Raw genomic sequence first — 11469 nt, forward strand, 5'->3', positions numbered from 1 at the left:
GCTAGACTCTGTCCGTAACGCAAGACGGAGAAGACCATGTCCCACACCCCTCACGAACTGGCTGAAGAGTTTCCCGGCGACGTCGAGAAAATGCACGCGCTGAAAGCGGAAGACGCGCATTTCGCCAAGCTGTTCGATGACTACCACGCGGTGAACAAAACCATCCACCGCGCCGAGACCAAGGTCGAGCCGATGGCGGAAGAGCACGAGGAAGCGCTGCGCAAACAGCGTCTGGCGCTCAAGGACGAGATCGCGGCAATGCTGCGCACCGCCAAGTAATCAAAGCGGAAACGTGATTAGCCTCGGGCCGCCCTTGGGGCGGCCCATTCGCTTAAAGCGTCTGCCCGGCAATCGCGTAGGGCAGCAATCCGCGCTTGTCTGGGTCGATCATCAACCCCTGTTCCAACGGCGGGATCGAGCGTTGGTGGCAATTGGGCCGCGCGCAAATTCGACAGGAAATACCAATCGGCTCAAACGCTTGCGGGTTGGTCAGGTCCATGTCATCGGCATAGGTCAGGGCCTCGGCATGGCGGATCTCGCAGCCCAGCCCGATGGCATAGCGCTGCACCGGCGCGCGGAACGAGCCGCCGGTCTTGGACACATCGCGCGCGAGACAAAAGTAGCGCACGCCGTCCGGCGTCTCGGCGAGTTGACGCAGGAAACGTCCGGGCGTCTCAAAGGCCTGATGGACATTCCACAGCGGGCAGGCCCCGCCGTAGCGCGCGAATTGCAAGCGGGTGGCCGAGTGGCGCTTGGTGATCGTCCCGGCCTGATCGACGCGCACAAAGAAGAACGGCACGCCCTTGGCGCCGGGGCGTTGCAACGTCGAGAGCCGGTGCGCGACCTGCTCATAGGACGCGCCGAACTGGTCGGCGAGCATTTCGATATCGTGGCGGGTCTCTTGTGCGGCGGCCTGAAAAGCTCGGTAGGGCAGCAGCGCAGCTCCGGCGAAGTAGTTGGCCAGCCCGACCTTGGCGATGTCGCGCGCTTCATCCGTCTGAAACCGGGCAAGATCCAGCGTGGCTTCGAGCAGGTCGTTCTGGGTCAGCAACGCGATCTGGTGCAGGATCTGAAAGCGGCGCGTGGGGCCAGCCGCCTTGGTTGAAATTGTGAGAATACGGCGCTGCGCATCGTAGCGGCGCAGCATGGGATCATCGGAAAACTGCAAGGCTACGCCTTTGCGCTCCAGCAGCTTTGCGGCTTTGGTTTCGATGCTGTCAGGACCTTGGGCAAAATGCTCGGCGGCACAGTCCACGGCGTCGATGTAGTTGTCGCAGTAATGGAAGAAGTCGCGCACCTCTTCCCAAGGGGCGGCGCGCAGGGTCCGGTCTTCGCGTCCCAACGCCTCGTCCAGCGAGGCAAGGCGCTCGTGCGTCTGCCGGTAGGCCCGGTGCAACGCCAGCAAGGCGCGCGCCACGCCCGGTGCGTTCGAGGCGACCAGCCGCAGGTCGGCGGCTGACGGGCTTGGGGCGGTGAAGACCGGATCCGCGAGGGCTTCGCGCAAATCGGAGACCATACGCTCGCTGTCGCCGGTGCTCAGCTCGGTCACATCGGTGCCGAACTCACGCGCCAGTGCCAGAACCACCGCGGTCGAGACCGGGCGGTTGTTGTTTTCCATCTGGTTGAGATAGGGCAGCGAGACGCCCAGACGCGCGGCAAATTCCTTTTGCGTCAGCTGCAGACGCGACCGGATTTCGCGCAGCTTGGCACCGGCATACAGTTTTTGCACGGCCATTCAGTCGCTCCCCCAGTTTGCAACAAGGGAAGGCTAGCTTTGCAAAGCCGCGCTGCCAAGCAGTATCAGAGGCCCAGCTGGCGATTGCGCCGGATGACCAGCAAGATCGCCAGGAACGAGCCGAGCAACGAGGCACCCATGATCACCAGAAGCGGCCAGGCACCGGTTTCTTCGGTCAGCCAGGCACCAGACAGGGCTGACAAGGCCGCGCCGCCGCCGATCATGATCGCCCCGCCAAGCCCGGCGGCCGTGCCCGCCAGTTGCGGACGAACCGACAACATCCCGGCGTTGGAGTTGGGCAGCACCAGCCCATTGCCCACGCCGACCAGCAGGAAGGGAACAAAGAAGCCCGCCGCACCGCCCCAGCCCGTGGCAACACACAGCGCCTGAAGGGCGATGCCGCCGGCCATGGCTAAGTTGCCCAGCACGATCATGCGAATGACCCCCATCCGGGTGGAATACCGCCCCGACAGGTAGTTGCCCAGGCCATAGCCCAGGCCGGTGGTGCCGAAATACATCCCCAGCTCGCTGGCGCTGAGGCCATAGAGCACGGTGCCAATGAACGGCGCGCCGCCCAGATAGGCGAAGAACACGCCCGAGGCGAAGGCGGTACACAGCACAAAACCCCAGAAGCGTGGCGAGGTCAGCAGCTCGGGATAGTCGCGCATCTGTTCGCGAAAGCTGGTTTCCTTGCGCACCATGGTTTCGCCCAGATCGGCCCAGGTCAGCCATGTGACCATGACACCCAGCACGGCCAGCAGCGCAAAACTGGCCTTCCAGCCAAACACCTCGTCCAGCGCGCCGCCGATGATCGGGCCGATCATCGGGACGATCGACATGCCCAGCGTGACATAGGCGATCATCGAGGCTGCCTTGTCCTCGTCCACCATGTCGCGGACGATTGCCCGGCTCAGCGCCATGGAGGTGGCGACAGCGGCCTGCAGCATACGGAAAACAAGGAAGATTGCCGCATTGGGCGCAACCAGCGTGCCAAAGCTGGCGATCACGAAGATCACCAGCGACACCAGCAGGATATTGCGGCGGCCATAGCGGTCCGACAGCGGCCCGATGGCCAGCTGCAACAGGGCGCTGAAGCCCAGATACACCGAGACCGACAGCTGCATCAGCCGATAGTCGGTGTTGAAATACTCGGCCATGTTCGGCAGCGAGGGCAGGAACACGTTCATCGACAGGGCCGAAACCCCGGAGAGAAGGATCAGTGTTGCCAGATGCGGGGGAGAGTTTCTGTCCAGAAACTTGGGCGTGGAACCATTCATTTCACAAGCGTATTGTTGCACGCGTGCGGTGTCCATAGCTGCGATGCGGCTGTGTCCACTTTGTGGGCGATTGTTGCCCGCCCTCTGGTGTGCGTGCAGGCGTTGCTGCCCGGGTCGCTCAAGCTGCGAACCGGGCAGCTGCCTGTCTCACCGTGCCCGGCGCCAGCGCTTCAGCGGCGCGATCATCTGGGAGGCAACGATGGCAATCGTGGCCAGCAGCAGCCCGGCGCTGATCGGGCGGGTGACGAAGGTCAGGTAGTCGCCGCTGGCGAGCATCAGCGAGCGGCGGAAGTTTTCCTCGATCATCGGGCCCAGCACGATGCCCAGAACCAGCGGTGCGGTGGGGAACTTCAGGATGCGCAGCACATAGCCCAGCACACCGAAGCCCAGCAGCTGATAGATGTCGAACACCGACAGATGCACCGAGTAGGTGCCGATCACGATCAGCACGATGATGCCGGGATAAAGCAGCTTGTAAGGGATGCGCAGCAGGCTGACCCAGATCCCGATCAGCGGGATGTTGAAGATCACCAGCAGCAGGTTGCCGATCCAGAAGCTGGCGATCAGGCCCCAGAAGACCTCGGGCGTGTCGTTCAGCAGGCCGGGGCCGGGCTGGATGCCGTGCACGATCATCGCCCCCAGCATCAGCGCCATCACCGCATCGCCCGGAACGCCCAGGGTGAGGGTGGGAATAAAGGCGGTCTGGGCGGCGGCGTTGTTGGCCGCTTCGGGCCCTGCGACGCCTTCGACCGCGCCCTGACCCATCTGCGCACGGTTGCGCGCGACCTTGCGCTCGGTCGCGTAGGAAAAGAACGATGCGACGGTCGAGCCGGTGCCGGGCAATGCGCCAAAGAACGACCCGATCGCCGAGCCGCGCCAGATCGCCGGCAGGCTGTCGCGTATCTCGCGCCCCGTCGGGATCATCGAGCGCAGCGAGATCTTTTGTGCCAGCGGTGAGCCGCGCTCGCCCTTGCCGATATTGGCAAGGATCTCGGACAGACCGAACAGACCCATGGCCGAGGCGACCAGACTGATGCCGTCGACCAGTTCCATGTTGCCATAGGTAAAGCGCATGGTGCCCGAGATCGTGTCCAGACCGACGATACCCAGCGCCAGCCCCAGCACCACCATCGCCAGACCCTTGACCGCCGAACCTTCCGAGAGGGTGGATGCAGCGACAAGGCCCAGAGTCATCAGCATGAAGTATTCCTGCGAGCCGAATTGCAACGCAAGCTCGGCCAGCGAGGGGGCAAAGGCCGACATCAGCAGGATGCCGATAGACCCGCCGATGAACGACGCCACCGCCGACAGGAACAGCGCCGCCCCGGCGCGACCGTTGCGGGTCATCTCGTAGCCGTCCAGACAGACCACGGCGGACGAGGCAGTGCCGGGCAGCCGCAACAGGATTGACGCGACCGAGCCGCCATATTGCGCGCCGTAGTAGATGCCCGACAGCATCACCAGCGCGTTTGTCGGGGTGGTGTAATAGGTCAACGGCAGCAGCATCGAGATGGCGGCGAGGGGGCCGACACCGGGGAGCACGCCAATGAACATCCCGATGGAAACGCCCATGAAGCACCATGTCAGCGTTGAGAGCGAAAAGGCGACACCGAAGCCCAGGATCAGATTGTCGATCATCCGCGATCTCCGGGGTACATCTGCAATTGCAGGTTCAGGCCGAAGCGGAACACCAGCCAGACCATCGCCACCAGCACCAAAGCCAGCACCAGCACGCTCACCGGTTTGCGCCCGCTTTCAGCCAGTGCAGCCAGCACCACCAGCGCGACAATCGCCACGGCGGCGCCGGTTATGGGCAGCAGCAGGCCAAACACCGCCACGCTGGCAATGATCAGGCCAACCGGGCGCAGCGGGCCGGTGTCGATGGGCTCGTCGTCGGTGCGGGCATTGAGCAGCAGGATCGCGGCAAACAGCACAAACAGCCCGGTCAGGATCCACGGGAAATAGCCCGGTCCCATCATCCGCGCGCTGCCCAGTCGCAGGCTTGAGGCCTGCAAGCCGGTGATCAGCGCGCAGATCAGCAAGAGCGCCGCGCCGACACGATCCCGCGTGAGCAGCGCTGCGATCCGGTTTTGCGTCGGGGGTGAGGGCTGCGTCATGGCTGGGAACCTCCTGTCAGCGCCCGTTGAACACGGGCTTGCGCTTGTCCTTGAAGGCCGCCAGCGCGTCGGCGGCGTCTTGCGAGTTCAGCACCGTATCGACGCGCGACATCAGCTCATACTGTGTCTGCATCGGCGCGTCGCCCACCGCATCCAGCGCCATCCGCTTGAGCATCGTCACCACCAGCGGCGCATTCGCTGCGATCCCGGCTGCGAGCTTGCGCGCCTCGACCACGTGCTGGCCGGCAGGGACCAGCCGGTTGGCCAGCCCGACGGCATAGGCGCGCTCGGCGGTGAGGGGCTCGCCGGTCATCATCATCTCAAGCGCCAGCCGCAGGGGCATGCGCCGCGCAAGGATCGACACCGCGCCTTTGGCGACACCGACCTTGGCCTCGGGGTAGATCAGGCTGGCATCGTCGGTCATCACCACCAGATCGCACATCTGGGTCAGCACGACACCCGCGCCAATGACCTTGCCCGACAGCGCGGCGATGATCGGCTTGTCGCAGCGAAAGCCCAGTTCGGGCACGCCTTGCCAGAAATGTTCGGGCGGATCGTTCAGATCGGCCCCGGCGCAAAACACGTCATTGCTGACCGATTTCAGGATCGCCACGCGGGCGTCACCGGCGGCGAATGTGTCAAAGCAGGTGCGCAGATCGCGGAACATCGCGGCGGTCAGCGCATTCTTCTTTTCCGGGCGGCGTAGGGTGATTTCGACGATGCCATCGGCCTCGTCGTAGTCGATATTGTCAAACTGCATCGGGTCGCCTGTCAGATCAAAAAGGCCCCGCCAGCGCGGGCGGGGCCTGAGGGTGTCACTCGATCGAGATGCCAGCAGCGTCGCGGATCGCGCCGAAGGTGGTCAGGCCATCCGCAACAGCGGCGTCGGTTTCAGCCGGATCGCGGAACTGAGGCAGCAGGCCCATGCGCAGCACTTGCTCGCGGTACGCATCCGAAGCGACCAGTTCCGCCAGCGGTGCGGCCATCGCCTCCAGCATTTCGGGGTCGGTGCCATCGGGGGCGAAGACGCCGAACCAGCCGGTGATCGCCACATCCAGACCCTGCTCGCGGGCCGTGGGCATGTCGGGCAGGTTGGGGTGACGCTCGGCGGTCAGGGTGGCGATGATACGCAGATGGTCGGCGTCGGATTGCGTCGCGGCGACCGGGTCGGCGAGGAATTCAACCTCGCCCGACATCACGGCGGCCATCGCGTTGTTCGAACCCTGATAGGGGATATGCGTGGCATCGACGCCTGCGGCCATCAGGATCATCTCGGTGGTGAATTGCCCCATCGAGCCGACACCGGCGGTGCCGAACTTGGCCTCGTGATCGCCCAGATAGGCGATGAAGTCGTTCATGTTCTGGATCGGCAGATCGGCGTTCACGGCCAGAAAACTGGCGGCATCGGCGACGGTGGCGATGCCGGTAAAGTCGGCCTGCGGGTCATAGCTGACCGCCGGGTTGATCAGCGGCTGGATCACCTGCGTGGCGTTGTTGCCGAAGAAGATCGTGTAGCCGTCACCCTCGGCCTGCGCGGCCTGGGTTGCACCGACGACGCCGCCTGCACCGGGCCGGTTTTCCACGACGACCGGTTGGCCAACAGCAGCCGAGATCGCCTCGGCGGCAGCGCGGGCCAGAATGTCGGTGGTGCCGCCCGGATTGTACGGCACGATCATGGTGATCGGGTGATCCGGCCACTCGGCCAGAGCGGCGGTTGCGGTGATCGACAGGCTCAAGGCCAGCGCCGACGTAAAGGTCTTGTTCATGGTGTCCTCCCGTATGCACGCCCAATGGGGCGCTGTCCTCCCAGACGACTCAAAGGCTAGCACGCGGGAATTTGTCTCGCAATAAATGAATGGGTTCTGAATAATGGAACAAATCCCAATCCTGATCACATTGACGCTCGGCCCGGCTACCGCCTATCGTGAGGCGCGGGATACAGGGCGGATCATGGACAGCACACTTCTGAAAGGTCTGGATATTTTCGAGCGCGCGGTGAATGCCGAGCGCCCGGTGACGGTCTCGGAACTGGCCCGGGCCATGGGCCTGCCGAAAAGCAATATCCACCGCACTTTGACCACACTGACCGCTGCAGGCTACCTGCAACACGACCCGGTCGAGCGGCACTACACCCCGTCGCTCAAGCCGGTGATCCTGGGCCAGCAGGTCGCGGCGCGCTATCCGTTCCGCGCGTCGCTGATGCCGCATCTTGAGGCGCTGGCCGCCGAGACCGGCGAAACTGCCGCCTTCGCGCTGCCGATGGCGGCGGGGATGGTGTTTCTGGCCCACGCCCTGCCGGGCCGTTCGCTGGCCGCTGTCCTGCCCGAGAACGCACGCTATGATCCCGGCGATACCGCCTTTGGTCAGGCGCTTGAGCCGGGCGCGGGGCATGCCCTGCGCCCCGATCACCCCGAGCGCCACACGTTCGAGTTGGCGATCCCGCTGGCCGAAGGGGGATTGCCCGCGCTGGGCGCTATCGGGCTGGTGGGTCCGGCCAGCCGCTATGACGCGGACAAGGTTCCGGCCCAGCTGTCGGCGCTGATCGCCGCGCGCGCGCGGGCGATGGCGCAGGCCGAGCCGGTGGCGTCATGATCAAATCCGTCGAAAAAGCCTTTCGCGTGCTGGAATCCATGTCGCTGGCCGATGGCCCGCTGCGGCTGAGCGACATCGCGCGGATGAACGATATGACCCGCTCGAACGCCTTCCATCTGCTGCAAACGCTGCAAGAGCTGGACTATGTGCGGCAGGTCGAGGACAGCACGCTCTATGAGCTGACCCTGAAAACCTTTGAGGTCGGCGCGCGGGCGGTATCGCGCAACTCGCTGATTTCGGTGGCGCATCCCGAGCTGGTGCGGCTGTCCGACAAGGTGCCCGAGAATGTCATGCTCAACACCCGCGACGGGTTGATGAATCTGGTGGCCGACCGGATCGAAAGCCGCTCGGTGGTGCGCACGCTGGCCCATCTGGGCGCGCGCACGCCGTTGCAGCTGGTGTCGGGCGGCAAGGTTCAGCTGGCCTATGGGCCCGAGTCGCTGCTGGCCAAGGTCTGCGCCAATCTGGTCGCGGTGACCGAGCTGTCGGTGACGGATCCGGTCGTGCTGCGCGCGCAGCTGGCGCAGATCCGCGAGCAAGGCTACGCCGTCGCCATCGGCGAGGTGAACGAGGCCGCCAAGGGCGTATCCTGCCCCCTGCGCAACCGGCATGGCGATGTGGTCGCTGCCGTCAGCATCTCAGGCCCGATGGACCGGCTGGGCAACGACCTGATCGCGCATTACGTGGCGCTTTTGCGCGAAACGATCCTCTTGATCGAGGCCGCCTGGGCCGATGGCTGGCGCGGTCAGTCCAGCGTGGCGCGACCGTCGAGCGCATAGGCACCCTGCGGCGTGGCGCGCAGCGGGTTGACCTCAAGATCCACCAGCGCCTCGCCCAGATCGGCGGCCAGCCACGAGATCCGGCTGATCGCCTGACACAGCGACGCCAGATCCGCCGGGGCCTGCCCGCGCACCCCCGCCAGCAGCGGCCAGATGCGCAGGCGGCGCAGCATGGCTTCAGCTTCGAGAGGGGTCACAGGGGCGCTGGCCTGTGTGACGTCCTTGAGCAGCTCGACATGGATGCCCCCCGCGCCGACGACCAGCTGCGGGCCAAAGTCCGGCTCGTTGGTTACGCCGACGATCAGCTCAGTACCCGCGCCGATCATCTGCTGTACGTCGATGCGAAGGGCAGTGCCCGGCGCGGCCTGCGCGATCGCCCCGGCGATCGTGGCGAAGGCGGTGCGCACGGCATCGGCGCTGTCCAGACCCACCTGCACCAGCCCCAGATCGGATTTATGCACCACGCCGTCGGCCACGCCTTTGAGCACCACGGGATAGCCAATCGTCTCTGCCGCTGACACCGCGTCATCGGGCGTTGCACAGGGGGTCGCTTGCGGCACGGCAACGCCGTAGCCGGAGAGCAGGGTTTTGACCTCCGGCTCGGTCAGGAACCCACTGCGGGGCGCGTCAGGCACGACCAGTTCGGCAGGGCGCTCGGTTGCCGCCTCGCGGATACCCGTCTGCGCATCGCGCAGCGCAAAGGCGGTGCTCATCACCCGGAGCGCATCGTCAATGCGCGCCACAACGGGAACGCCCGCGGCCAGAAACATCTGGCGCAGGTCTTCGGCAAAGCGCGAGGTGTTGAGCACCACCAGCACCGGCTTTTCCTGCCGTTTCCACACATCAATGAGCGCCTGTGCGGTTTGCGGCATCAGCGGCTGGGGCGTGAGCACATAGGCGAGCAGCGCGACGCCCGGGTCATCATGGACCGCGTGGATCCCGCGCTCGAAAATGCCGAACTCAAGATCGCCGGTATGCGCGCCCAGATCCAACGGGTTGTTCTGATGCGCGCGTTGGAAGTCGGCGTCCATGCGTGCGCGCGTCACCTCGGCATAGCTGGCGACCGGCAGACCTGCCAGATCCATCCGGTCAGCCAGCACCGCGCCGCCACCGCCCGAGCTGCACACAACGCCGATGCCCCCGGGCCCCATCGCGGGCGCGCGGTCCAGAATACCGGCGACAAGGATCATGCTGTCGGGATCGTCCATCACCTGAATGCCCGTCTCGCGGCACAGGGTCTCGAAGGCACTGAACGACCCGGCCAGCGACGAGGTATGCGAATGCGCCAGCGTCGAGCCTGCATCCGTGCGCCCGGCTTTGACCGCCAGCAGGATCTTGCCCGCCGCACGGGCGCGCAGAGCAAGTGCGCGCAGGCGGGATGGGGATTTGACGCCCTCGATATAGAGGCAGATCACCTTGGTCGCGGGATCGGCAATGAAGCCCTCAAGGAAGTCGCACAGCTCAAGATCGGCCTGATTGCCGATGCTGACCATGCCCGCCAGCCCGACGCCGTGGTCATGCGACTGCACATAGAGTGAGCCCATCAGCGCGCCCGACTGGCTGATCAGTGACACGCCACCGTGGCGGAACGGCCCCGAATAGCGCAGCGTCGGGGTGGACGAGAGCGCCAGATTGATCGACGGCAGGATGAAACCCATGCAGTTGGGGCCGACCAACCGCATGTTGTAACGCTTGGCAATGGCGACGATCTCGGCCTCAAGTGCCGCACCCTCGGCCCCGAATTCGGCCATCTTGGCGGTGACGACGACGCAGACCCCGACACCGGCCTTGCCGCATTCCTCGATCATCGCCGCCAGCTTGGGCGCTGGAACGGCGACGAGCGCCAGATCCGGGGCCTCGGGCAGATCCATGATCGACGGATAGCAGGTCAGCCCCAGCACGCTCTCGCGGCGCGGGTTGATCGGGAAGATGCGACCTTTGTAACCGTGATCGACGATGTGGTGCAAAAAGCGGCCGCCGAATTTGGCGTAATCCTCGGTGGCGCCGATCAGAGCGATGGACTGCGGGGCGATGACCCGGTCGATGCCAATGGGCTGTGTGCGCGTCATGTCGAGCCTCCCCGCTCAATTGTTCCGCATATTGGAACGACGTCCAATGATACGAAATATTTGACCGACGCCACGCCGGTGTCAAGCACCGACGTGACAGGCGGGCGGGTCCCGCTGCGGAGCGCAGCAAGGTAAAGTCGTGACGGAAGGGGAGGTTTAGTGGTGCAGCAGCTTGCCCAGAAACTCGCGGCTGCGCTCGTGCTCGGGGTGGTCGAAGAAGGCAGCGGGCGGGGCGACCTCAAGGATCTGGCCGCGGTCCATGAACACCACGCGGTCGGCGACTTGCCGGGCAAAGCCCATCTCATGCGTGACGCAGATCATGGTCATGCCATCCTCGGCCAGACCGACCATGGTGTCGAGCACCTCTTGCACCATCTCGGGGTCCAGCGCCGAGGTGGGTTCGTCGAACAGCATCAGCCGGGGCTTCATGCACAAGGCCCGCGCGATGGCGACGCGCTGCTGCTGGCCGCCCGACAGCTGGCCAGGCAGCTTGTCAGCCTGATCGGCGATACGCACGCGGTCCAGCAGTTCGCGGGCATAGGATTCGGCCTGCGCGCGGGGCTGTTTGAGGCTGCGCATCGGCGCGAGGGTGCAGTTGTCCAGCACGCTCATATGCGGGAACAGGTTGAAATGCTGGAACACCATGCCGACCTGCCGGCGGATCGATTCTGTCTGGCGCGCGCCTTTTTCGGTCACGCCCTCCAGCACAATCGACCCCTGCTCGAACTGCTCGATCCGGTTGATGCAGCGGATCAGCGTCGATTTGCCCGAGCCGGACGGCCCGCAGACCACGATCCGCTCACCGCTGGCCACGCTCAGATCGACGTCGCGCAGGGCGTGATACTCGCCGAACCATTTGTTCAGCCCGGTGATGGTCAGCAGCGGTTGCGTCATGGGCGA

General features: G+C 65.0%; 11 protein-coding genes. 3 read left to right on the top strand and 8 right to left on the bottom strand.

The genetic code is table 11. The features are described from left to right. Window positions 1–36 precede the first annotated feature (36 nt). Window positions 37–279, top strand: coding sequence for an HP1242/YdcH family protein (locus tag EAE28_RS09645; protein WP_127105638.1), 243 nt, complete (start codon window positions 37–39; stop codon window positions 277–279). Window positions 280–331: 52 nt separating this feature from the next. On the opposite strand, the gene EAE28_RS09650 is transcribed toward EAE28_RS09645, so the two are convergent. From EAE28_RS09650 to EAE28_RS09675, 6 genes are all read right to left on the bottom strand, one after another. Continuing rightward, window positions 332–1735, bottom strand: coding sequence for a helix-turn-helix domain-containing protein (locus EAE28_RS09650; protein WP_127105639.1), 1404 nt, complete (start codon window positions 1733–1735; stop codon window positions 332–334). A gap of 65 nt (window positions 1736–1800) precedes the next feature. Continuing rightward, complete coding sequence (locus EAE28_RS09655; RefSeq protein ID WP_127105640.1) at window positions 1801–3012, bottom strand: multidrug effflux MFS transporter; 1212 nt, start codon at window positions 3010–3012, stop codon at window positions 1801–1803. A gap of 147 nt (window positions 3013–3159) precedes the next feature. Then, a complete protein-coding gene (locus EAE28_RS09660; protein ID WP_127105641.1) occupies window positions 3160–4650 on the bottom strand; it encodes a tripartite tricarboxylate transporter permease in 1491 nt (496 codons plus the stop codon). Beyond that, window positions 4647–5129, bottom strand: a complete 483-nt coding sequence (locus EAE28_RS09665; RefSeq protein WP_127105642.1) for a tripartite tricarboxylate transporter TctB family protein — start codon at window positions 5127–5129, stop codon at window positions 4647–4649. Before EAE28_RS09665 ends, EAE28_RS09660 begins: the two co-directional genes overlap by 4 nt. 16 nt (window positions 5130–5145) lie before the next feature. Then, window positions 5146–5889, bottom strand: a complete 744-nt coding sequence (locus EAE28_RS09670; RefSeq protein ID WP_127105643.1) for an enoyl-CoA hydratase/isomerase family protein — start codon at window positions 5887–5889, stop codon at window positions 5146–5148. 55 nt (window positions 5890–5944) lie between these two features. After that, window positions 5945–6895 carry a Bug family tripartite tricarboxylate transporter substrate binding protein gene (locus EAE28_RS09675; RefSeq protein ID WP_127105644.1) on the bottom strand — a complete coding sequence of 317 codons (951 nt, stop codon included), beginning with the start codon at window positions 6893–6895 and terminating at the stop codon, window positions 5945–5947. Between the two features lie 184 nt (window positions 6896–7079). Between EAE28_RS09675 and EAE28_RS09680 the strand changes: the two genes are divergently transcribed. Continuing rightward, a complete protein-coding gene (locus tag EAE28_RS09680; RefSeq protein ID WP_164736599.1) occupies window positions 7080–7721 on the top strand; it encodes an IclR family transcriptional regulator in 642 nt (213 codons plus the stop codon). After that, the gene (locus tag EAE28_RS09685; protein WP_127105646.1) at window positions 7718–8500 is read left to right on the top strand and encodes an IclR family transcriptional regulator; all 783 of its coding nucleotides are present in this window, start codon (window positions 7718–7720) and stop codon (window positions 8498–8500) included. The genes EAE28_RS09680 and EAE28_RS09685 overlap by 4 nt, the downstream gene beginning before the upstream one ends. On the opposite strand, the gene EAE28_RS09690 is transcribed toward EAE28_RS09685, so the two are convergent. Then, window positions 8467–10569, bottom strand: coding sequence for an acetate--CoA ligase family protein (locus tag EAE28_RS09690; protein ID WP_127105647.1), 2103 nt, complete (start codon window positions 10567–10569; stop codon window positions 8467–8469). The genes EAE28_RS09685 and EAE28_RS09690 overlap by 34 nt on opposite strands. Before the next feature lie 156 nt (window positions 10570–10725). Beyond that, window positions 10726–11463, bottom strand: coding sequence for an amino acid ABC transporter ATP-binding protein (locus tag EAE28_RS09695; RefSeq protein WP_127105648.1), 738 nt, complete (start codon window positions 11461–11463; stop codon window positions 10726–10728). Window positions 11464–11469: the final 6 nt, after the last annotated feature.

Origin of the sequence: Pararhodobacter zhoushanensis, from assembly GCF_003990445.1 — a bacterium.
GTDB classification, from domain to species: Bacteria; Pseudomonadota; Alphaproteobacteria; order Rhodobacterales; family Rhodobacteraceae; genus Pararhodobacter; species Pararhodobacter zhoushanensis.

Excerpts from the sequence above, each read along its gene's own strand:
- EAE28_RS09680 (WP_164736599.1), top strand. The coding sequence starts at position 7,080 with ATGGACAGCACACTTCTGAAAGGTCTGGATATTTTCGAGCGCGCGGTG.
- EAE28_RS09685 (WP_127105646.1), top strand. The coding sequence starts at position 7,718 with ATGATCAAATCCGTCGAAAAAGCCTTTCGCGTGCTGGAATCCATGTCG.
- EAE28_RS09695 (WP_127105648.1), bottom strand. The coding sequence starts at position 11,463 with ATGACGCAACCGCTGCTGACCATCACCGGGCTGAACAAATGGTTCGGC.
- EAE28_RS09665 (WP_127105642.1), bottom strand. The coding sequence starts at position 5,129 with ATGACGCAGCCCTCACCCCCGACGCAAAACCGGATCGCAGCGCTGCTC.
- EAE28_RS09655 (WP_127105640.1), bottom strand. The coding sequence starts at position 3,012 with ATGAATGGTTCCACGCCCAAGTTTCTGGACAGAAACTCTCCCCCGCAT.
- EAE28_RS09660 (WP_127105641.1), bottom strand. The coding sequence starts at position 4,650 with ATGATCGACAATCTGATCCTGGGCTTCGGTGTCGCCTTTTCGCTCTCA.
- EAE28_RS09675 (WP_127105644.1), bottom strand. The coding sequence starts at position 6,895 with ATGAACAAGACCTTTACGTCGGCGCTGGCCTTGAGCCTGTCGATCACC.
- EAE28_RS09650 (WP_127105639.1), bottom strand. The coding sequence starts at position 1,735 with ATGGCCGTGCAAAAACTGTATGCCGGTGCCAAGCTGCGCGAAATCCGG.
- EAE28_RS09645 (WP_127105638.1), top strand. The coding sequence starts at position 37 with ATGTCCCACACCCCTCACGAACTGGCTGAAGAGTTTCCCGGCGACGTC.
- EAE28_RS09670 (WP_127105643.1), bottom strand. The coding sequence starts at position 5,889 with ATGCAGTTTGACAATATCGACTACGACGAGGCCGATGGCATCGTCGAA.
- EAE28_RS09690 (WP_127105647.1), bottom strand. The coding sequence starts at position 10,569 with ATGACGCGCACACAGCCCATTGGCATCGACCGGGTCATCGCCCCGCAG.